The organism is Glutamicibacter sp. Je.9.36 (assembly GCF_051129975.1).
Classification (GTDB): Bacteria; Actinomycetota; Actinomycetes; order Actinomycetales; family Micrococcaceae; genus Glutamicibacter.
In genome coordinates, this window is the sequence record NZ_JBCPSN010000002.1 from 651770 (window position 1) to 672019 (window position 20250).

The 20250-nt window shown below is 60.5% G+C and carries 22 protein-coding genes, 7 tRNA genes and 1 riboswitch; of the genes, 14 read left to right on the top strand and 15 right to left on the bottom strand.

Annotated features, from left to right (window positions below; translation table 11 throughout):
- Positions 1 to 148: 148 nt before the first annotated feature.
- Both AAZQ98_RS07510 and AAZQ98_RS07515 read left to right on the top strand, forming a co-directional pair.
- On the top strand, positions 149 to 790 hold the full coding sequence (locus tag AAZQ98_RS07510; RefSeq protein ID WP_388022363.1) for a DUF6318 family protein: 642 nt from the start codon (positions 149 to 151) through the stop codon (positions 788 to 790).
- Between the two features lie 110 nt (positions 791 to 900).
- The gene (locus AAZQ98_RS07515; protein ID WP_434691054.1) at positions 901 to 1701 is read left to right on the top strand and encodes a hypothetical protein; all 801 of its coding nucleotides are present in this window, start codon (positions 901 to 903) and stop codon (positions 1699 to 1701) included.
- Between the two features lie 54 nt (positions 1702 to 1755).
- On the opposite strand, the gene hisF is transcribed toward AAZQ98_RS07515, so the two are convergent.
- The 13 genes from hisF to AAZQ98_RS07580 form a co-directional block, all read right to left on the bottom strand.
- Positions 1756 to 2526 (bottom strand): imidazole glycerol phosphate synthase subunit HisF, encoded by a 771-nt coding sequence (gene hisF / locus AAZQ98_RS07520; protein WP_105656715.1) that lies wholly within the window; start codon positions 2524 to 2526, stop codon positions 1756 to 1758.
- Between the two features lie 21 nt (positions 2527 to 2547).
- Complete coding sequence (gene hisG / locus AAZQ98_RS07525; RefSeq protein ID WP_105656716.1) at positions 2548 to 3396, bottom strand: ATP phosphoribosyltransferase; 849 nt, start codon at positions 3394 to 3396, stop codon at positions 2548 to 2550.
- A gap of 142 nt (positions 3397 to 3538) precedes the next feature.
- On the bottom strand, positions 3539 to 3802 hold the full coding sequence (locus AAZQ98_RS07530) for a phosphoribosyl-ATP diphosphatase (protein ID WP_038991810.1): 264 nt from the start codon (positions 3800 to 3802) through the stop codon (positions 3539 to 3541).
- A gap of 72 nt (positions 3803 to 3874) precedes the next feature.
- Positions 3875 to 4366, bottom strand: coding sequence for a 6,7-dimethyl-8-ribityllumazine synthase (ribH, locus tag AAZQ98_RS07535; RefSeq protein ID WP_105656717.1), 492 nt, complete (start codon positions 4364 to 4366; stop codon positions 3875 to 3877).
- Positions 4367 to 4402: 36 nt separating this feature from the next.
- Positions 4403 to 5650, bottom strand: a complete 1248-nt coding sequence (ribB, locus tag AAZQ98_RS07540; protein WP_434691059.1) for a 3,4-dihydroxy-2-butanone-4-phosphate synthase — start codon at positions 5648 to 5650, stop codon at positions 4403 to 4405.
- Complete coding sequence (locus tag AAZQ98_RS07545) at positions 5650 to 6273, bottom strand: riboflavin synthase (protein WP_105656719.1); 624 nt, start codon at positions 6271 to 6273, stop codon at positions 5650 to 5652. Before AAZQ98_RS07545 ends, ribB begins: the two co-directional genes overlap by 1 nt.
- A 34-nt stretch (positions 6274 to 6307) precedes the next feature.
- Positions 6308 to 7348, bottom strand: coding sequence for a bifunctional diaminohydroxyphosphoribosylaminopyrimidine deaminase/5-amino-6-(5-phosphoribosylamino)uracil reductase RibD (gene ribD / locus AAZQ98_RS07550; RefSeq protein WP_105656720.1), 1041 nt, complete (start codon positions 7346 to 7348; stop codon positions 6308 to 6310).
- A 15-nt stretch (positions 7349 to 7363) separates the two neighbouring features.
- Positions 7364 to 8065, bottom strand: a complete 702-nt coding sequence (gene pnuC, locus AAZQ98_RS07555) for a nicotinamide riboside transporter PnuC (RefSeq protein ID WP_105661574.1) — start codon at positions 8063 to 8065, stop codon at positions 7364 to 7366.
- Positions 8066 to 8180: 115 nt separating this feature from the next.
- A riboswitch (FMN riboswitch) is annotated at positions 8181 to 8318 on the bottom strand.
- Positions 8319 to 8359: 41 nt separating this feature from the next.
- Complete coding sequence (gene rpe / locus AAZQ98_RS07560) at positions 8360 to 9022, bottom strand: ribulose-phosphate 3-epimerase (protein WP_105661463.1); 663 nt, start codon at positions 9020 to 9022, stop codon at positions 8360 to 8362.
- 28 nt (positions 9023 to 9050) lie between these two features.
- On the bottom strand, positions 9051 to 10574 hold the full coding sequence (locus AAZQ98_RS07565; protein ID WP_434691063.1) for an RsmB/NOP family class I SAM-dependent RNA methyltransferase: 1524 nt from the start codon (positions 10572 to 10574) through the stop codon (positions 9051 to 9053).
- On the bottom strand, positions 10571 to 11503 hold the full coding sequence (fmt, locus tag AAZQ98_RS07570; RefSeq protein ID WP_434691066.1) for a methionyl-tRNA formyltransferase: 933 nt from the start codon (positions 11501 to 11503) through the stop codon (positions 10571 to 10573). Before fmt ends, AAZQ98_RS07565 begins: the two co-directional genes overlap by 4 nt.
- 3 nt (positions 11504 to 11506) lie before the next feature.
- On the bottom strand, positions 11507 to 12070 hold the full coding sequence (gene def / locus AAZQ98_RS07575; protein WP_133834247.1) for a peptide deformylase: 564 nt from the start codon (positions 12068 to 12070) through the stop codon (positions 11507 to 11509).
- Positions 12071 to 12163: 93 nt separating this feature from the next.
- Positions 12164 to 13006 carry a cytochrome gene (locus tag AAZQ98_RS07580; RefSeq protein WP_434691069.1) on the bottom strand — a complete coding sequence of 281 codons (843 nt, stop codon included), beginning with the start codon at positions 13004 to 13006 and terminating at the stop codon, positions 12164 to 12166.
- Positions 13007 to 13198: 192 nt separating this feature from the next.
- On the opposite strand from AAZQ98_RS07580, the gene AAZQ98_RS07585 reads away from it, so the two are divergent.
- From AAZQ98_RS07585 to AAZQ98_RS07625, 9 genes are all read left to right on the top strand, one after another.
- Positions 13199 to 13271 (top strand) — tRNA-Gly (locus AAZQ98_RS07585).
- 54 nt (positions 13272 to 13325) lie between these two features.
- Positions 13326 to 13396 (top strand) — tRNA-Cys (locus tag AAZQ98_RS07590).
- A 27-nt stretch (positions 13397 to 13423) separates the two neighbouring features.
- Positions 13424 to 13495, top strand: a tRNA-Val gene (locus AAZQ98_RS07595).
- 45 nt (positions 13496 to 13540) lie between these two features.
- Positions 13541 to 13613 (top strand) — tRNA-Gly (locus tag AAZQ98_RS07600).
- A 54-nt stretch (positions 13614 to 13667) separates the two neighbouring features.
- Positions 13668 to 13739: transfer RNA gene (locus tag AAZQ98_RS07605), tRNA-Val, on the top strand.
- A gap of 45 nt (positions 13740 to 13784) precedes the next feature.
- Positions 13785 to 13860, top strand: a tRNA-Gly gene (locus AAZQ98_RS07610).
- 19 nt (positions 13861 to 13879) lie between these two features.
- Positions 13880 to 13955, top strand: a tRNA-Gly gene (locus AAZQ98_RS07615).
- Positions 13956 to 14192: 237 nt separating this feature from the next.
- On the top strand, positions 14193 to 14402 hold the full coding sequence (locus AAZQ98_RS07620; RefSeq protein ID WP_133834248.1) for an antitoxin: 210 nt from the start codon (positions 14193 to 14195) through the stop codon (positions 14400 to 14402).
- A 145-nt stretch (positions 14403 to 14547) separates the two neighbouring features.
- Entirely contained in the window at positions 14548 to 15735 is a 1188-nt protein-coding gene (locus AAZQ98_RS07625) for a benzoate/H(+) symporter BenE family transporter (protein ID WP_434691072.1), read from the top strand.
- A gap of 24 nt (positions 15736 to 15759) precedes the next feature.
- Here AAZQ98_RS07625 and zapE read toward each other — a convergent pair whose 3' ends face one another.
- Positions 15760 to 16800 carry a cell division protein ZapE gene (gene zapE, locus AAZQ98_RS07630; RefSeq protein ID WP_434691075.1) on the bottom strand — a complete coding sequence of 347 codons (1041 nt, stop codon included), beginning with the start codon at positions 16798 to 16800 and terminating at the stop codon, positions 15760 to 15762.
- A gap of 214 nt (positions 16801 to 17014) precedes the next feature.
- Here zapE and AAZQ98_RS07635 point away from each other — a divergent pair, with 214 nt between their 5' ends.
- From AAZQ98_RS07635 to ybaK, 3 genes are read left to right on the top strand one after another with little or no spacing between them, the layout of a single operon-like run.
- Positions 17015 to 17929, top strand: coding sequence for a sulfurtransferase (locus AAZQ98_RS07635; RefSeq protein ID WP_332594951.1), 915 nt, complete (start codon positions 17015 to 17017; stop codon positions 17927 to 17929).
- Positions 17926 to 18366: a SufE family protein gene (locus AAZQ98_RS07640; RefSeq protein WP_434691078.1), complete on the top strand. Its 441-nt coding sequence runs from the start codon at positions 17926 to 17928 to the stop codon at positions 18364 to 18366. Before AAZQ98_RS07635 ends, AAZQ98_RS07640 begins: the two co-directional genes overlap by 4 nt.
- Before the next feature lie 57 nt (positions 18367 to 18423).
- Positions 18424 to 18927: a Cys-tRNA(Pro) deacylase gene (ybaK, locus tag AAZQ98_RS07645; protein ID WP_434691081.1), complete on the top strand. Its 504-nt coding sequence runs from the start codon at positions 18424 to 18426 to the stop codon at positions 18925 to 18927.
- Between the two features lie 84 nt (positions 18928 to 19011).
- Here the strand turns inward: ybaK and AAZQ98_RS07650 are convergent, their stop codons facing one another.
- Positions 19012 to 20235, bottom strand: coding sequence for an alpha/beta hydrolase family protein (locus AAZQ98_RS07650; RefSeq protein ID WP_434691083.1), 1224 nt, complete (start codon positions 20233 to 20235; stop codon positions 19012 to 19014).
- Positions 20236 to 20250: the final 15 nt, after the last annotated feature.

Genomic DNA, 20250 nt, shown 5'->3' on the forward strand with positions numbered 1-20250 from the left:
TGTTATCAAACGTGGTTACAGGTAATTGGGATTCGGGATTTAGCTGCCCTGAGTTTTCCACAGATTCCTCGAAAACTCTCCACTTTCTTGAAACACGGGCATAGGATGGCGCACAACCTGGCATTCCCAATGATCATGGAGAGTTCGAATGGACACTCGGAAAATTGCAGTTGTCGCGTCCGTTGCAGCTGTTGCACTCGCACTATCAGGCTGCAATGCCGGGAACGCTGAAGGGCCAAAGAGCTCACCGTCCGCCGCTATCGAGACGTCACCGAATCCGGTTTCGACAGCAGAGAAACCGTCGCCGGCCGAAAGCCTCAAGTACAAGCCTGCCTCAGCCGATGGACCCGCAGAAAATGTTCCTGTCCCGGAACGGCCAGCACTTGCGGACGAGTACAGCGTGGACGGAGCAGCCGCCTTCACCAAGTACTACTTTGAATTGCTCAATTACACGATCGAGACGAATGACCCCAAGATAATCAAGAACGTAACTAGTCCTGACTGCACTGTTTGTACAGAATCAATTATTGATTCTGCCACCAGAGCAGAAAAAAGCGGAAAATGGCAAGTTGGTGGAAAACACCATCCGAAAATATTAGATTCCCACATTTCAGGCAAAAATCTCGCTGTGGTTACAGTTCAATACACTGCCGACGCTGCCCAATTTTACCTACTTCCGAATGAAATCGATTCTGAATTCTCAAAGCTTGAGGCCACAGAAGCCGGAATCGGATTGGAATTCGACAAGCAGTGGAAAATTTATACAATCATCGGAGTCGAAGAGAGATGAGGTTCAGGACAGGATTATTGACGAGCCTACTGACAATTTCCGTCGGGGTTTTTCCATACTCTTATACGGTTCTATCCCCCGAGAAGTCTTCCTCGGACCAGGACCGAGTCTTGTTCGATAATAATAAAATCGAAGAAAGACACAAGGAGACAATATACTCTGACCGTATCCCAAAAATTAACATTAGCGACCGGAACGATCGCGAACATAAAAATGAAAATACTCCAAAGGTACTTCCCAAACAGAAGAAATTTAAGTTCCGCGACTTTGACGCTTGCATACCGGGTCGAGAATCAGTGAATATCTGTGACAGTATTCCAGATCAGACGCGCTGTGATGATGGTACTTTTCCGATTACACGCCAGCTTCTAGATGAAAACGGACGTGTCATTAGACAATATCGTTATTGTCTCGGTGATCCCCCGAAAATCACGATCCCCGAGGAACAGGTCATCCCCGAAATCTCAATCGACATTGAACGATTCAGGTCTTATCCAATCAAAGCGTCTTCCATCAACAGTGAGCCGAATGAATTTTCTCTACGCAATGGCCACACGCATCTTTGGGCGACCGCGGAAACTCAAGCGTTCAACTCGGATCTTTCTGGATCCGCTGTTCGAATCAAAGCGATACCGATTCAGTGGAACTGGAACTATGGGGATGGGACTACTCGAAATCTTGATTTCCCTGGAGATCCGATGCCGCATCATACGCTGAGAGATGAAACCCCCACGAGTCACTCGTATGGAGAGACGGGAACTTTCAAGGTCGGGGTGACCACTCTCTACCGCGGAGAATTCAGCGTCGATGGCGGCGCGTGGCAAGCTATACCCGGTCAGGCTGCCGTCGCCAGCGTTCCTATTGAAATTGACGTTTGGCGGACCGAGAAGGAACTGATTGCCAACGAGTAGCCGGGTACAGCTAAGGCCCAGCACCATTTGGTGCTGGGCCTTCGGCTTACGTGCCTAGCGAACTGGGTAGCCAGCTTCGCGGATGGCCTGTTTGACCTTGGCGATCATGTCCTTCGGACCGAAGTGGAAAATCGAGGCGGCCAAAACGGCATCGGCACCTGCTTCAATTGCTGGAGGGAAGTCCTCAGGCTTTCCTGCACCACCCGATGCGATCAGCGGGACCGAGACCTCGGCGCGAACTGCACGGATCATTTCCAGATCGAAACCATCCTTGGTGCCATCAGCATCGATCGAGTTCAGCAGGATCTCCCCCACGCCTCGTTCAGCAGCTTCCTTGGCCCAAGCTACGGCGCACATGCCCGTGCCGGTACGACCACCATGAGTAGTAACCTCATAGCCCGATGCAATCGTCGGATCATCTGTGCGTCGGGCGTCGAGCGACAGCACGAGTACCTGGGAGCCGAAGCGCTGGGTAATCTCGTTGATGACCTCAGGACGGTTCACCGCCGCGGTATTGATCGAGGCCTTGTCGGCGCCGTTGCGCAGCAGGCGATCGACGTCTTCGGCAGCGCGGACGCCTCCGCCTACGGTCAGCGGGATGAAAACTTCTTCTGCGGTATGGCGTACGACCTCATAAGTAGTTTCACGATCCGCGCTGGATGCGGTGACATCCAGGAAGGTCAGCTCGTCGGCACCTGCATCATTGTAGCGACGGGCAAGCTCAACGGGATCGCCAGCATCGCGAAGCCCCGCAAAATTCACGCCCTTCACAACACGTCCGGCGTCAACGTCGAGGCAAGGAATAACACGAATTGCAACGCTCATCAGCGAATTTTCCTTGTCTACTTAGATGCGGCAGGCGTGGATCTGGCTGACCAAGATGGCGCGGGCGCCAACTTCGTACAGCTCGTCCATGATGTTATTGGTCTGCGACTTCTTGACCATGGCGCGCACGGCCACCCAATCGGAGTTTGCAAGGTCCGACACGGTTGGCGATTCCAGGCCTGGGGTCAGCTCGCATGCCTGGTCGGCAAGCTCGCGCCGCACGTCGTAGTCGAGCATGACGTACTGGCGGGCAACGAGCACACCGTTCAGGCGGCGGATCAGCACATCCAAGCCGGATGGCTTGTGGCCGACACGGCCGATCATGACTGCTTCGGAGTTCAGCAGCGGATCGCCGAAGATCTCCATGCCAGCGGCCTTGATGGTATTGCCGGTTTCTACAACGTCAGCGATGGCATCGGCCACGCCCAGCCGGACCGAAGACTCGATGGCACCGTCAAGGCGAACGATCGAAGCCTGGATGCCGGACTTTTCGAGGTAGTGGCGCAGCAGCACGTCATAGCTGGTGGCAATGCGCTTGCCATTGAGCTGCTGTGCATCGTTGAAGGCGCCAACCGGGGCAGCGAAGCGGAAGGCCGACTTCCCGATGCCCAGCGAGAGCTGCTCTTCGACAGCGTCGTCGACATCTGCATCAAGGTACAGATCGCGACCGGTGATGCCTACGTCCAGGATTCCCCGGCCGACATAGACTGCGATGTCGCGCGGACGCAGGTAGAAGAATTCAACTTGGTTTTCCTCATCGACCAGGACCAGTTCGCGGGAATCGCGGCGCTGGAGGTAGCCGGCTTCCTTGAACATGGTGGAAGCGATTTCGGATAGGGCACCCTTATTGGGTAGGGCTACGCGGAGCATTATTGACTCATTTCGTCATGAATGGCGCTGCGGCGATTAGCCATAAACAAGCGCCAAGGATTAATTCGTTGGCCGTTGTTTCTGCCGCCGTGCGTTGACTGCGCCCTGATCGGTAGTGGATCAGGCCGCAATCGCGCGACGGCTATAGATGCTTGTAAACGTCGGCCAAGGTCATTCCCTTGGCGATCATGAGAACCTGAAGGTGGTACAGCAGCTGGGAGATCTCCTCCGCCGCGGCCTCATCGGTTTCGTACTCCGCAGCCATCCAAACTTCGGCGGCTTCCTCGACGATCTTCTTGCCGATGCCATGGACACCAGAGTCGAGTTCGGTGACGGTACGTGAGCCTTCCGGGCGGGATTGTGCCTTGAGCGATAGTTCGCTGAAGAGCTCGTCAAAAGTTTTCACGGAACTTATCCTAGCTGTTTTCTCTGCAGGGGCTGTATTCTGGTGGCCCTTTGTGACAGGGCCACCCGAATGCTAGGGCAGTGCGGCTACCGTCATGACGGCAGCCGAGTAGGCTTCATAGCCTTTGTCCTCGCTGGAGTTTTCCAAGCCAGCGCGGTCAAGGGCCTGCTCTTCGTTATCGCAGGTGAGCACGCCAAAACCGATTGGGGTTTTGGTGTCCACGCTCACATTGGTTAAGCCATTGGTCGCGGCCAAGCAGACGTAGTCAAAGTGCGGGGTACCGCCACGGATGACCACGCCCAGCGCGATGACCGCATCGTAGTCGCCGGCAAGGGTGGAAGCAGCGACCGGCAATTCGAAGGTGCCCGGTACGCGAATCAGGGTGGTGCTCGATTCCAGACCGGCATCCTTGGCGGCGCGCTCGGCGCCGTCAATCAGTCCGTTCATGATCACCTCGTGCCAGCTCGCGGCCACGATGGCCACCTTGAGCTGGGAGAACTTCTCCTGAACGGCCAGGGCCTTCAGCTGTTCGCTGACATCGGCAGGTGCGCCATGCTTGCTCATCTTGATGCTCCTTCTATTCTTCTGGATTCGTGGGGTTCAGGCGCCGTGGTAGGCGTCGGCCTGCTGGTCATCGTCGGTATCGGGCAGATCCAGGTGGTGGCCGAAGCGCGTCTGCTTGGTACGCAGGTAGGCCGAGTTCTGCTCACGGGGCGCAATCTGCAGGCCGATCAGCTCTGCTACCTTGATTCCCGCGTCATTCAGCTGTTCCTGCTTGTCCGGGTTGTTGCTCAGCAGGCGGATTTCGTCCATGCCCATGGCCTTGAGGATGGCAGCGACGGCGAAGTACTCGCGTGCGTCGGCAGGGAAGCCCAGATGCAGGTTGGCGTCCAGGGTATCCATGCCGCCTTCCTGCAGGGCGTAGGCGCGCAGCTTGTTGGCCAGGCCGATGCCGCGGCCTTCGTGTCCGCGGATGTAGATGACGTGACCGCCTTCGCTGGCGATGGTTTCCATCGAAGCATGCAGCTGTTCGCCGCAGTCGCACCGGTAGGAACCGAAGATGTCCCCGGTAAGGCACTCCGAATGGATGCGCACCAGGTTGCCGGGCTTAGCGCCGTCGGGACCGGCGTGGCTGAGCACGACGTGCTCGTGGCCTTCTGCGGTAGCAGCGCGGGCGGTGAAGTCCCCGAAGGCGGTGGGCAACTTGATCGGATCGGTCAGCTCGATCTCGTCGTTGACTCGGCGCCAGCGGGCCAGATCGTCGATGGAGATCAGCGGCAAGTGGTGTTCAGCTGCGAAGACGCGCAGGTCATCCAGGCGCATCATTTCGCCGTCGTCCTTGGTGATTTCGCCGATCACCCCGACCGGTTCCAAGCCGGCGGCCTGGCACAGGTCAACCGCCGCTTCGGTGTGCCCGCGGCGTTCCAGCACTCCCCCGGCCGCAGCTCGCAGCGGGAAGATGTGGCCCGGGCGGGAGAGCTGGGCCGGTTCGGTGGCCGGGTCGGCCAGCAGTCGGCTGGTCAGCGCACGATCGGCAGCGGAAATACCGGTGGTGATCCCTTCGGCCGCGTCGCAGGTGACAGTGAAGGCAGTGCCCTTGGCATCCTGGTTGATGCCGACCATCGGGGCCAGGCGCAGCGCGTCGGCCCGCTTGGCGCCCAAGGGCACGCAAATCACCCCTGAGGTGTAGCGGATGGTGAAGGCCATCAGCTCGGCCGTAGCGTGCTGGGCGGCGAAGATGATGTCGCCCTCGTTTTCCCGGTCCTCGTCGTCGACGACCACTACGGCTCGGCCGGCGGCCAGGGCTGCCAGCGCGGTAGGGATGGAGTCCAAAGTCGAGATGCCCATTACTGCTGGCCTCCGAATTCATTCAGGCGTGCCACGTACTTGGCGAGCACATCGACCTCGATATTGATCTTCTCGCCCACTTGGCGGGTGCCCATGGTGGTCTCGGCGAGGGTGATCGGGATGATGCCGACCTCGACCCAGTGGCCACCGGAATTCGTTGCCGGGGAGACTGCGGTAATGGTCAGCGAGATGCCGTCCAGCGCAATGGAGCCCTTTTCCGCGGTCAGCGGCGCGTAAGCAGCGTCGATTCCAATGCGGAAGGTGGTCCACTGGCCGTGGTCTTCGCGGGCCAGGACCTCGCCGACGGTGTCTACGTGGCCCTGCACTACATGCCCATCGAGCCGGCCTCCGGCGGGGGTGCAGCGTTCGAGGTTGACCTGGTCGCCGGTTTTCAAGGCGCCGATGGTGGTGCGGCGCAGGGTTTCGCCCATGACGTCGACGCTGAGCGTGTCGCCTTCCAGCTCGGTGGCGGTCAGGCAGACCCCGTTGACGGCAAGAGAACCGCCAAGGCCAAGGTTTTCGGTGTGGCCCGGGGCACGCAGGGTCAGTACTGCCAGATCCTTGCCGCTGAAGGTCTCGATGCCTTCTATGACTCCCTGGCCGGTGACAATTCCGGTGAACATGATTACTCCTTGAAATGTTTGGGGTTGCTGGCGCTTAGGCGCGGGGCAACGGTTCTAGATGCAGGGCAATATCATCGCCCAACCGGGTCAACGATTCGTTGCTGGCCGAATCCAGCCGGAAACGCTGCGCGTCACTGAGTGTGGTGGTGCTTGGCATGTTGACCGATGAGCTGCCTGCGCCGATCAGCACTGGTGCTTGGTAGCAGTAGATTTCGTCGGCCAGATCTGCTGCGATGAAGGCCGAGGCGACCGTGGCGCCACCTTCAATCAGCAGGTGGGCCAGGCCCAACTCGTTAGCCCGGGCGATGGCCTCTTGCACGTCGTGGCTGCGGATCTGCGACCAATCGCTTCCCTGGGCGAGTGCCAGATCTGCTGGCAAATCGCGTTCGCCCATGACCAGGCGGAAGGGCTGGCGCTCGTGCAGCTGCCCTTCGGGAGTGCGGGCGGTCAGCCGCGGATTGTCGATGATCGCCGTGTTCGTGCCGACCAGGATGCCATCCACGCGCGAGCGCAGGGTGTGCGCGTGGTTGCGCGAGGCTTCGGAGGTGATCCATTGGCTCGTACCATCCGGTGCGTTGATCCGGCCGTCGAGCGACTGGGCAATTTTCACCGTGATGAACGGTCGGCCTTCAGCCTTGGCGATGAACCAGCGGTGGTTCAGCTGCTTCGCCGCGGAGAAATCCTCCAGCTGGGTGGCTTGGGTTCCGTGGCTGCGCAGGTAGTCGGCGCCTCCGCTGGCGGCGGTGTTATCCGAGACCGCGTAGTACACCTGCCCGATGCCGGCTTCCACGATGGCTCGGGCACAGGGACCTGTGCGACCGGTGTGGTTGCACGGTTCGAGGGTCACTACCATCGTCAGTTCGCGGGCCTTGGCAGGAGGCATCTTGCCCAGGCGCCGCAGTGCGTCGACCTCGGCGTGCGGATGCCCCGCCCCGATATGAAAACCGGTGGCGATGATATTTCCCTCGGCATCCAGGACGCAAGCGCCGACCAGCGGGTTGGCCCCGCGGTGGCCGCGTCCGGCGGTTTCCAGCGCGGTGCGCAATGCGGCGTCGAGCTGCTGGGTCGTAATCATGGTGCTGCTCCCCTTTCAGCGTTGGCGCGAGATGGTTGGATCGAGCATTTCGGTTTCAATCTGGGGTTTCGCGTCGCGCTTGGACTTGGCCCAGACGAAGAAGCCGACCAGGGTGAATGCCCCGTAGAACAGGTACATGAACGCGCTGGCGTAGTAGCCGGCGGAGAACAGCAGCGGCACGCCTACGGCATCGACGGCGACCCAGATCAGCCAGAATTCGACCCAGCCCTTGGCCATGCCGTACGTGGCGAGCATCGAGCCAACGAAGGTCCATGCATCAGCCCAGACAGGTTCATAGGAGCCGAGGAGGCGGAAGATTGGTGTCACTGCGAGGGTACCGAGGATCAGCACGGCGATCAGGCCCAGGCGAGCCTTGTTGGAAGCCCATTCAGGGGTGACGGCGCTACCGGTGCCGTTCTTGGCCTGCTTCCAGCGGTACCAGCCGAAGACCGAGACGGCGATGAACATGATCTGCCGGCCGGCTTGGCCCCAGAGGTTGGCAGTGTACCCGGTATCGAAAATGCTGCCCAGGAACACCGTCAGCAGCAAGAGGTTGCCGACGATTCCAATAGGCCAGGCCCAGACTTTGCGGCGCATGCCGCCCACGGCGCTGGCCAGGCCGAAGATATTGCCTACGACTTCGCGCACCAAAAGTGCCGACGAGCCGATCGCAATTTGTGAGTTGAAAGCTTCAATGAGCCACCGCAGGAAATCCATCATTCCACCCTTCTCGAAGCGGCGGCTCCGGGGGTGTGCATTTGATGGGCCTGTGGCTCTGCTTTAGGAGATAGACCCGGTGCGGGCTATCGGCAGTACCAGTAGGCATATCAAATTCGTGCTTCTCCCATCCAGACTTTAACTGTCGGTACCGGAATTTCACCAGTTCAACCGTTCCCTCAGCTTGTGGCTTTGGTTGCGGGTCGCGGACTATCACCGCCGGTTCGGACTTTCACCGACCCCGGAGCACGTATTCGTGTTTACTGAGTTTATTCTGACACACTTTGTGCGCCGCTAGTGACCGCCCAGCGCAAGATTGCGTAATACATCGATTTCCACCGATGGCTCCTGGGCCGAGTACACCGCGGAACCGGCGACGAAGACATCCGCACCGGCTTCGGCGGCGCGCAGGATCGTGTCGCGTGAAATGCCGCCGTCAACCTGCAGCGCAATCGGCTTGCCGCTGCCGTCAATGGCAGCCCGGGCACGCTTGATCTTGGGAAGGACCAGATCCAGGAACTTCTGGCCGCCGAAACCTGGTTCCACGGTCATCAGCAGAACCATGTCCAGCTCGCCGAGCATGTCCAGGTAGGGTTCGATCGGCGTGGCCGGGCGCAAGGCCATGGCGGCCCTGGACCCGGCGGAACGCAATTCACGAGCCAAGCGGACAGGAGCTGCCGAAGCCTCGGCGTGGAAAGTTACCGAATCCACGCCGAGCTGCGCGTATTCCGGGGCCCAGCGATCCGCGTTCTCAATCATCAGGTGCACATCGATCGGCAACTTGCTGACCTTGTGCAGCGCATCAACCACGGGCAAGCCCAAGGTCAGATTGGGAACGAAATGGTTGTCCATGACATCCACGTGGACCGCGTCGGCAGTGTGGATGCGGTCCAGCTCGCTAGCGAGGTTCGCAAAATCGGCGGACAGGATCGACGGGTTGATCCGCGCATTACGCATGGATGCTCCTTGGAATACTCGGGCTTGGCTAGGCTTTTTTGGTCAGGATTGCCATGAACATGGCGTCGGTGCCGTGCACGTGCGGCCACAGCTGCACGGTGCTCCCATCGCCCAGTGCATGGCCTGCCGATGGCGCGTCCTGATACATCACCGAGGAAACCGCGGCGCTGGTATCCAGCAGTGCCGCGTTTTCGTGGTGCTTCAAGAAGTCTTCCACAACCAGGCGGGTTTCGGCCTGATGCGGCGAACAGGTGACGAAGCCGATGACGCCGCCGACGCGGACCGCGTTGAAGGCGGCAGCGAGCAGCTCGCCTTGCAACTTGGTCAGTTCCGGAATGTCGCGCGGGGCTTTGCGCCAACGCGATTCCGGGCGGCGGCGCAATGCGCCCAAGCCGGAGCAAGGGGCATCGACCATGATGCGGTCGTAGTCCCCTGCATAGTCCAGACCGCCGAAGCTGCGCCCGTCGTCACCGGTGACCATCCAGTAGTCATGCGGCACCGCAGCCAACGAGTTCTCGACCAGGCGAGCGCGGTGCGGTGTTGGCTCGTTGGCAGTCAGGCGGGCGTCGCGCTGCACGGCGATCGCTGCGAGCAGCGCCGCCTTTCCGCCTGGACCTGCGCAAAGATCCAGCCAGTAGCGGTCTTCGCCGGCTTCGGGCAATTCGATAGTAGCCAAGGCGCGGGCCATGACCTGGCTGCCGGCATCCTGGACACGCACGGTGCCTTCCTTGACCCCTGGCACACGCGAAACGTCGCCGTGCTTGTAGGTGGCCGAATCAGCCAGCAAGGTGCCCGGTTCCGCCCCGGATTCCAAGGCGCCGGACAGATCGCCCAGCCCCGGCAGGGACACCAGGTTCACCAGCGGCGCCAGGTTATCCGCTTCCAGCAGGGCTTCAAGTTCGCTGGCGTCGCGGCCATGGGAAATCAGCGCGCCACGCAAGGCACGGACAATCCAGTCCGGGTGCGAGTGCTCGATGGCCAGCCGCTCGGACTCCGAAGCGGCAGCATTGCCCAGCAGTTCGGTCCATTCGTCGGCTTCCTTGGCCGAAACGCGCCGCAGTACGGCGTTGATCAGGCCGGATGGGCCGGCGCCGATCTGCGCACGAGCCAGCGACACGGTTTCATCCAGGGCGGCATGCTTGGGCACACGCATGGCCAGCAGCTGGTGGGCGCCCAGGCGCAGCGCATCGAGGATGGCCGGATCCAGCTCGGCCAGCGGACGGTCAACCAGGGTGGTCAGGATCGCGTCGTAGAACCCCTGGCCGCGCAGTGCCCCGTAGGCCAGCTCGGTGGCGAAGCCCGCGTCGCGGCGGTCAAGCTGGTATTCGCGGATCATCTTCGGCAGCACCAGGTTGGCGTAGGCATCCGCGCCGGATACCTCACGCAGGGTCTTGAAAGCTACCAGGCGTGCCGGGTCGGCCGCGCGCTTTCGCTGGCCGGGTGCGGATGCCGAGTACTTGCGCGGGCCGGCCTGGCCGCGGTTGCGGGTACGGCCCTGCTCATTGCGGCGTTCATTGTCGCGGTATCCGCCGCGTGGTTCCTGTCCGCTCATGCGAAGCTCACTTTCGTTCCCTGGGTGAGCACTCCACGTGCCCAGTCGCTGGCGTTCATCATTTTCTTGCCCGGAGGCTGGATTTCGGTGGGCTGCAGGGCCCAGGTGGCGGTGCCGATGTATACCTTCGGCTGCTTGCCTGGCTCGATGCGCACTTCGCCTGGCGCAAGGTCGGCGATCTCGCGGTGCTCACGCAGTGGACCGAATTTGAAGCGCTTGTCTTCGGCCTTGACCCAGGCGCCCGGGGACGGGGTGGTTCCGTGGGCGCGCCGACGGATTTCCGTGGCGGTCCGGGTGAAGTCCAGCTCCGCATCCACGTCGGTAATCTTCGGTGCGTAGGTGTGCGATCCGGACTGCGGAATGGCAATGGCCTGCCCGGAGTCCAGAGCTTCCAAGGTCTGCACCAGCAGGTTCGAGCCGGACCGGCTGAGCCGCTCGAGCATGACGCCTGCGGTGTCCAGTTCACCAATTCTCTCGGTGACCTGTCCGAATACCGGACCTGTGTCCAGTCCGGTTTCCAGCTGGAAGGTGACTGCACCGGTGATGTCGTCGCCGTTGATAATGGAATGCTGGACCGGGGCGGCACCCCGCCAGTGCGGCAGCAAGGAGAAGTGCAGGTTGATCCAGCCATGGGTTGGAACTGCCAATGCCGCCTCTGGCACTAGCCCTCCATAGGCGACGATGGCCGCGGCTTGAAGATCCAAGGCCGCAAGTTCGGCGGTAGTTTCTTCGGTGATCTTGGCAGCCTTGATAATCGGCAGGCCAAGTTCTGCGGCGCGAGCGGCAACCGGCGATGGGGTCAGCACGCGTTTGCGTCCCAACGGGGCATCGGGACGGGTGAGCACTGCGGCAATTTCAAAACCGGCCTCGTGCAGGTAATCCAGGGAAGTGACGGCGACCTGTGGTGTGCCGGCGAATAAAATACGCATGAGTTAGAACCCCAATCCTGCGCCAAAGCTGGAGCCCAGGGCTCCGGAACGTTTCTTTACGGTGGCGTTAGCGGTCTGCGAGTAGTTGTTGGCCCGCAAGGTGCGCCACGCCGCTTTCTTTTCTTCTGGTGCCAGCCGGTCCAGGAACAAGATGCCGTCCAGGTGATCGGTTTCGTGCTGGAAGCAGCGGGCGAGCATGTCGGCGCCTTCGAGTTCTACCGGGTTGCCGAACTTATCGAAGCCGGTGGCCCTGACGTAGCGCCGGCGCCGAACTGGTGCTGCAATGCCCGGGATGGACAGGCAGCCCTCCACCTGGTCTTCCTGGTAATCCTCGCTGAGCTCCAGCACCGGATTCACGATATGTCCGCGTTTTTCGCCAATTTGGTAGGTGAAGACACGCAGGGAAACACCGACCTGCGGTGCGGCAAGTCCTGCACCGGTGACGTTTTCCATCGTCTGGTCCATGTCTTCGACGAGCTTCTGGAGCTCCGGGCCAAAGTCGGTCACCTCCTGCGCTGGGGTGCGTAGAACGGGGTCTCCGATGATCCGAATTCCCAAAATCGCCATAATCCGCTGGTACCTTCCCTGCCGTGGACATTGGTATTAGGTTTCGCAATGCCGAAAGCTAACCGTTCCAGTCTACGCGGTGGGCGTGCGACTTTATTGAGCTGGCGGCGTGATTTCGGCCAGTGAGGCACGCGACTGCGCGATCCTGAATGAGGCTTCCCAATTCCGGCGCAAGGCATAGAACTTGGACCAGTAGTCGGGCAAAGCTGGAGGCGGGGCCATGAAGGTGCGCGCCCCGGTCTCGCCCAGGGCTACGGCGAGCAGCATGGCATCGGTCCCGTGCTCCCACTCTCCCCACGTGCCTTGTTCGGCATCGACTACTTGCTCTTCGGCTTTGCATGCGGCCGCGAGCTGCATGATCACCTTGTCATCAGGACGCTTGACGAAGCCGTCGCGGTCGGCGTTTTTGGTCTTGTAGTCAACGAGACAGGTTCGACCGCCGATCTTGGCGACCAGGTCGATGGTGCCGGCGTAGCCGACGCTGTGATTCCAAACCGTCACCTCGGCGGCAAGGGGCTGGACGTTGTAGTCTTCCCACCATTGGTCGAAGTGGCGTGCGAAGCCCAACTCATTATTCGCTTCGAGCGCAGCTTGGGCTGCGCCCAGGTCATGTTCCAGATCCAGCGCTTGCAGGGCTCGCTGCTCCGCGTAGTTATGCACCCGGTCCCCGCGCATGGCCGCGGAATCCCGATAAGCTTCGGCCGCACCGGCTGCTTCTCGCACGAGTGAGCGCAATTGGCGCGGGTCCCCCACCGCTTGCACCAGCCGATGATCATCGGAAAGCGCCTTGGCCGCCATGTACCCGGCCCAGCCGGAGAGGTCGAGCTTGTCCATGCCGATCACTGTGGTGATGGATGGGACAATCGCTTCCCCGCCGACTTTTCGGCTGTACATGCGGCCCAGGTCTGTTTGAATAGCCAGTTTTGGTGACGTCATGCACACGATCATGGCATGCGCTCGGCTTGCTTCGCTCCTAGTCGAGACGGAAAAATCAATTTTCCGCGTAGTTCCGCGGTTTTTAGGCCATGTGAACCAGATCTCAGCGTTTCGATTTGTGGGGATGCGAAAACTCGTATAGAGTTTTTACTCGTTGGAGCGAACGGAAACGTTCAGAAAACAACACATTTTGCGGACATAGCTCAGCTGGTAGAGCGCAACCTTGCCAAGGTTGAGGTCGCGAGTTCGAACCTCGTTGTCCGCTCGCAAAAAGATTCACCGACTAGGTAAAACTAGTCACTCTGACTTCGGTCAGTATGGTGGGGTGGCCGAGAGGCGAGGCAGCGGCCTGCAAAGCCGTATACGCGGGTTCGAATCCCGTCCCCACCTCGCAATGAAGATTGCTTGATCTTTTTTGCGCGATTGGCGCAGCGGTAGCGCGCTTCCCTGACACGGAAGAGGTCACTGGTTCGATCCCAGTATCGCGCACGGAATCATGGTTCACCAGACCATGGATCTAATAACTAAATATATGCGGTCATAGCTCAGCTGGTAGAGCGCAACCTTGCCAAGGTTGAGGTCGCGAGTTCGAACCTCGTTGACCGCTCTGTGAATTCATAAGGCAATTTTGAATTCTGTCGAGATTCCTTGAGAATCTTCGGCGCGATTGGCGCAGCGGTAGCGCGCTTCCCTGACACGGAAGAGGTCACTGGTTCGATCCCAGTATCGCGCACGGAATCATGGTTCACCAGACCATGGATCTACTAATTAAGTATATGCGGTCATAGCTCAGCTGGTAGAGCGCAACCTTGCCAAGGTTGAGGTCGCGAGTTCGAACCTCGTTGACCGCTCCAAATAATTGAATATAGTTTTGCGGTCATAGCTCAGCTGGTAGAGCGCAACCTTGCCAAGGTTGAGGTCGCGAGTTCGAACCTCGTTGACCGCTCCAAATAAAGATGGGAATCACTTTTCGTGATTCCCATCTTTGCTTTAACCATCGCTCCAGGCGGCTACCACTTCCCTGACTAGTAAATAGCTAACCTGTGTGCAATCTGACAGCCACCAGCAAAACACCTAGGCAACTGGCGAAATGTCTCTAATACACTTCCATGCGTTGGCCTGAGCCTTTAGGGTGGGTACTAGTTGTGGAGCTACAGGGGTTCCCACAGACGAATGGAGGTGCAGCATGGCAGGATTTGATGATCTGCGTGGCAAGGCAGAGGAATTCGCCAAGGAGAACCCGGAGCAGGTATCCCAGGGTATCGAACAGGCTGGTGATTTTGTCGATGACAAGACCGGCGGCAAGTTCGCCGAGCAGGTAGACGGTGTCCAGCAGGGCGCTGGCGACTACCTCAATGGCCTTGGCGGAGGCGAAGGCGAGAATAACGAGGCCTAATTCCTCGACGCACTCCCCTCGGCTTGCCCGAGCATCCTGGGAAGGTACCGACCGAGGTCGGTGCCTTCCCTGCTTTAACGTCATATCAGGGGAAATAATTCATGCCGATTTTCGGCCAACCGGCGCCACCCTGTAGAAAAAGAGTATGACTCGTCACACGTCCCCAGATGGAGCTGGCCTTTTCCATTCCGTGCTTGCGGGATTGATCACCACCATGGTGGGGTTCGTAGCATCCTTCGCTGTCGTACTGGCCGGATTATTCCAGGTCGGAGCTTCTAGCGAACAGGCCACCTCAGGCTTATTCATCCTGTCCCTCTGCGTAGGCCTGAGCACCATTGCGCTTTCGCTGCGATACCGCCAGCCGATCAGCATTGCATGGTCCACTCCCGGTGCCGCGATGCTCGCCTCACTGGCTCCCGGAGTGTTCGGGTTCAATCAGGCAGTGGGGGCATTCATCGTCAGCGGCGCACTGATCATGTTGACCGGTCTGGTACCGTCCTTGCACCGGCTGCTCACTCGCATTCCGGTCCCAATTGCCCAAGGCATGCTCGCCGGTGTCTTGATCCCGCTGTGCCTGAAACCATTTACAGCCGTGGCCAGCATCCCGTTGCCCGCGTTGGGAATTCTCCTGGTGTTCTTCATCGGGCTCAGGATCCTTCCGAAATTCGCCGTAGCGCTGAGCATGCTGGCGGCGGTGGGTTTCGGCCTATGGCATATTGGCCGCACCGCGACGTGGGATTCACTCGAAGTTCTTCCGCAGCTGCAGTGGGTCGGTCCTGAATTCTCCTGGCAGGCCATTGCCAGCATCAGCGTTCCGTTGTTCGTGGTGACGATGGCATCGCAGAATATTCCGGGCGTGGCCGTGCTCAGCTCCTTCGGGTACACAGCGCCGTGGCGCCCCACCATGCTGGCGACCGGAGTGGGGTCGGCTAGCGGCGCGTTCTTCGGCGGGCATGCCATCAATCTGGCGGCAATCACCGCGGCGCTGGCTGCCGGAGAGCAGGCCGGCCCGGACCCCCGGCTGCGTTGGCGGGCGGCGGCGAGTTCAGGCGTCTTCTACTTGGTCTTCGGTGCCTTGAGCGCGCTGATCGTATCGGTGGCCAGCGCCTCGCCCGAGGGGCTGTTCCAGGCGGCGGCGGGCTTGGCCTTGCTGGCAACACTCGCCAATGCGCTGCTCGGAGCGATGGCCGATTCCTCCTGGCGGTTGAGCGCATTGGCCACGGTCCTGGTCGCTGCCGGCAATCTCACGCTCTTCGGGATCGGCGGAGCCTTCTGGGCCTTGGTGGCAGGGCTCTTAACGCACTTCATCGTCGAGCGCAGGGCTCGACGATGAAGTGGCGGGACCGGTGTTTCCGGCTTAGAGCGCTGGTTCTCCAACTTGGCCTTCACGAGCCAAAGCGGTCAGGCGCGAGACGGCACGGAAGTACTTTTTCTGGTAGCCGCCGGACATCATTTCCGGAGTGAACAGTTCGCTGAATGGCTTGCCTGAGGCAACGATTGGCACGTCCTTGTCGTACAGGCGGTCAGCAAGAACCACGAAACGCAGGGCGATGGCCTGATCGGTGATGGTATCCACGTTGTGCAGAACCAGCACATCAGTCTCGGAAAGCAACTGGCGGTAACGCGACGGGTGAACCTTCGAAAGGTGAGCCACCAGATCGTCGAAGTTGTCATCGGCCAAGGTCTTGTCCGGGTAGCGATCCAGGGCGAATGCCTCGATGCCCGCATCTTCCAAGGGCTCGGGGGCATCGGGCAGGCCACGGTGGCGGAAGTCTTCGCCTTCGACGCGGTGCACGTCGAACTGCTCTGACAGGGTCTTGATTTCACGCTGGAAATCCACTGCCGCGAAGCGCCCCTCGCCCAGCGCACCGGGCAGGGTGTTGGAGGTTGCCGCCAGCTTCACGCCAGCATCGGACAGCTCGCGCATCAACCGGGACATCAGCACGGTGTCCCCCGGATCATCCAGTTCGAACTCGTCGATGCAGACCAGCGAGTATTGGCTGAGCACTTCAACGGTCTGGCGGAAAGACAGCGCGCCAACCAGGTTGGTGTACTCAACGAAGGTGCCGAAGGCCTTGCGGCCCGGGGCTGCATGCCACAGGGAGGCGAGCAGGTGGGTCTTGCCTACGCCGAAGCCGCCATCGAGGTAGATGCCGTTCTTGGTTTCCTTCTTCTTGCCGAAAAGCTTGGAGAGGAACGAACCGGAGCTGTTCTTGCCCACGGTTTCTGCGAAAGCCTTGAGCTTATTGACGGCTTCGGTCTGCGAAGGCTGGTTAGGATCCGGGCGATAGGTATTGAAGGACACTTCACCAAAGCGGTAGGACGGGTGGAATCCGGCCAGCAGTTCTTCGATTGAAAGATTCGGCTTGGTCTCGCTCAGGTGGGTGATCGTCGCCATTGGCTGTGGGAGTCCTTCAGTTGATTGCTCAGGAAATGGTCGGGAAGCCGTGGCTTTCCCATCGGCCAGTTTACCTTGAACGCGGCGAATCATTGCCGAAAATGTCGTAGAGCACACTGGGTTCGCCATGGATGAGGACTAGGCTAGAAGTAATGCCCGTGCCCGCTGTTTCCAGCGTGGCAAAAACTGACACCCGCAAGGATCGTGATTAGGAATGTCGTTGCCCGTCGAGTCCAACGAGAAATATGCAGCCTACGCTCACCCAGAACGACTGGTTTCCACCCAGTGGGTGGCAGACAACCTCGGAGCCGAGAATCTCGTAGTACTGGAATCGGATGAGGACATCTTGCTGTATTCCACTGGCCACGTGCCAGGCGCGCTGAAGATTGACTGGCACACGGAGCTGAACGACGAAGTCACGCGCGACTACGTCGACGGCGAAGGCTTCGCACAGCTGATGGCCGCCAAGGGCATCACCCGCGAGTCGACCGTGGTCATCTACGGCGACAAGTCCAACTGGTGGGCCGCCTACGCGCTGTGGGTCTTCACACTTTTCGGCCACGAAGATGTCCGCCTGATGGACGGCGGCCGCGACAAGTGGATCGCTGAAGGCCGCGAGCTGAGCACCGAGAAGCCGGCCGTGACCGCCACCGAATACCCGGTGATCGAGCGCGTCGACTCCGAGATCCGCGCTTTCCTTCCGGAGGTCCTGAAGCACCTGGGCAACCCGCTGATCGACGTGCGTTCGGCCGAGGAATACACCGGAGAACGTACCCACATGCCGAATTACCCGGAAGAAGGCGCCCTGCGCGGCGGGCACATCCCAACCGCCGCATCGGTGCCATGGGCCAAGGCTGCGGCCGAGGACGGCACCTTCCGCTCGCGCGGAGAATTGGAAGCCATCTACCTCGACGGCGCCGGCCTGAAGCCGGGCGACGATGTGGTGGCCTACTGCCGCATCGGTGAACGTTCGAGCCACACCTGGTTCGTGCTCAAGCACCTGCTGGGCTTCGAAACCGTGCGCAACTACGACGGTTCATGGACCGAGTGGGGCAACGCGGTTGGCGTGCCCATCGTTCGCGGCGAAGCCGCCGGCGAGATGCCTGCGCAGCGCGGAGCCCGCGCATGAGCCAGCTCCCCGATGCACTGAACGAAATCGTCGAGGAGTTCACCGAGGTGCCCGAGGCCGACCGCTTGGAACTGCTGCTGGAGTACTCGCGCGAGCTGCCCGAGCTTCCAGCACGCCTGGCTGATCATCCTGAACTATTCGAGCAGGTTGTCGAATGCCAGTCGCCGCTGTTCTTGGCCGTCGAGGTCTCGACCGAAGCGAATAACCCGGTGGGACTGTTCTTCTCCGCTCCCCCGGAGGCTCCAACCACCCGCGGCTTCGCCTCGGTGCTGGCTGCCGGCCTGGATGGCGCGCAGGCCGCAGCGATTCTCGCCGTTCCCGATGACATGCCCCAGCAGCTGGGTCTGACCCGTGCGCTGTCGCCGTTGCGCATGCGCGGCATGACCGCCATGCTCGGCCGCATTAAGCGCCAGATCTCAGAGCAGCTGCCTGCGTAGGTTTTGCCTCGAACGCAGCTAGAAGCCAATAAGCAGTAGTTAAGGATCCCCAAGCACGTGGGCAAGAAGAAGCAGGCCGCCTCCACCCCAGCGACCGCCGCGCTGGATGCGGCAGGTATCAGCTATGTAGCGCACAGCTATGCGCATAGCGACTTGGCCGAAAGCTACGGCGCCGAAGCAGCCGAGCAATTGGGTGCCAGTGGCGACCGGGTCTTCAAGACCCTGATGGTCTCCACCGGGGCCAACGCCACCCAGGATCTGGCCGTCGCAGTGGTGCCAGTGAATGCGAAGCTGGATCTAAAGGCGATTGGCACCGCGTTGGGCAAGAAGAAGGCGCAGATGGCTGACAAGGCTGCCGCCCAGCGACGCAGCGGCTATGTCCTGGGCGGGATTTCCCCGTTCGGGCAGCGCCAGAAAACCGCTACCGTCATTGACTCCAGTGCGCAGCAGTTCGAGACGGTATTCATTTCTGGCGGGCGCCGCGGTTTCAGCCTGGAGATCGCTCCGCAAGATGCCGCGAAGGCGACCGGAGCCATTTGGGCGCCGATCGCCTCCGGCTAGACAGCGCTTGGCCAGAAAGGGCCCTGCCTGCGGGATCGAAATCTGTTGATCGTTCTCGCGGGCAGGGCCCTTTGCCGCCTTGGGCTACTGGACTTGAAGCAGCGACATGCGCTTGCTCAAGAAGTCGGTGATCGCCCGGGAAAAACCCTGTGGATCCACATTCGGCTCACGCGTGTGCCCTGCCTTGGCAAAGGTCTTGAGCGTGACCAAATCCGGTCGCAGCGCCGCCAGTTTCAAGCTCGGGCCATTAGGGACGAACTCGTCATCACGGCTGTGCATTATCAGCGTCGGGAATTTCAATTCGTCCGCGCGGTCCACCCAATTCAACCGGCGCAGATTGACCGGGGCCGCTTGGCCGGTGACCCAGCGCCCTGCCTTATTGGACAGCAGCCACTGGCCAAACAGGCCCACCGATTGCGGGATCTTATTGGCCCGGGCCTGGTGCGAAAGCACATCTACCCAATTGATTACCGGGCCGACCAGCATGAGTGAGTCAATATGGTGGGCCAGCTTGCTCCGATCGGCGGCCTGCAGGCTGATGGCACCGCCCATGGACCAGCCCAGCAAGATGATCTGCTTTGCTCCGCTGTCCAGTGCGAATTGGATACCCGATTCCACGTCATGCCATTCGGTATCGCCCAGACCGTAGCGGCCATCCGGGGCGCTCGGAGCCAAACCGTCATTGCGGTAGCTCATCAGCAAGGTCGTAACCCCGAGTTCGCTCAAGGCAGGCAGCGCCCGAATGGTCTCGTTGCGTCGGGCGCCTCGGCCGTGCACGCCAATCACCCAGACATCTTCGTTCGTGGAGCCACGCACCAGCCAGGCTGGACCGTCGCCGCCATCCAGGGGCACGACTACGTCTTCTGCGTCAAAGCCCAGGTCCGCGGGGTGCTCGTAAATTGCCCCGGATAGGTTGCCGCGGCGTACTCCCTGGAGGGTACCGTGATAGATCTTCTCGATTTTGCGCGCAACCAGGCGGGATTTGCCCGGAACGGCTTCCGGCGCGGAAAGCCGCAGCGCGCAGGAGTCGAATTCGGTGAGGAAGCTGCACGGACCAGGTTCGCTGGTATCGGCGTCCTTGTTGAAATGCAACCAGAGTTTGCCCTCGGCATCGGTGACGACCTCCCTGATGATGCTGTTGCCGGTGCGGCGTTCTTCCGGGGTCACTACACGTCGGGCGAAGTAACCGGCGAGCGCTGATACGCTGGCGGCCACCAGGGAACCGGCGCCCAGTCCCAGTCCAACCCCAATCAGGGTTGCAGGCACTGCGCTGCGGGGTTGCATGGTATCTACGATGTTCCGAGCCATGTTTTCATCTTTCCA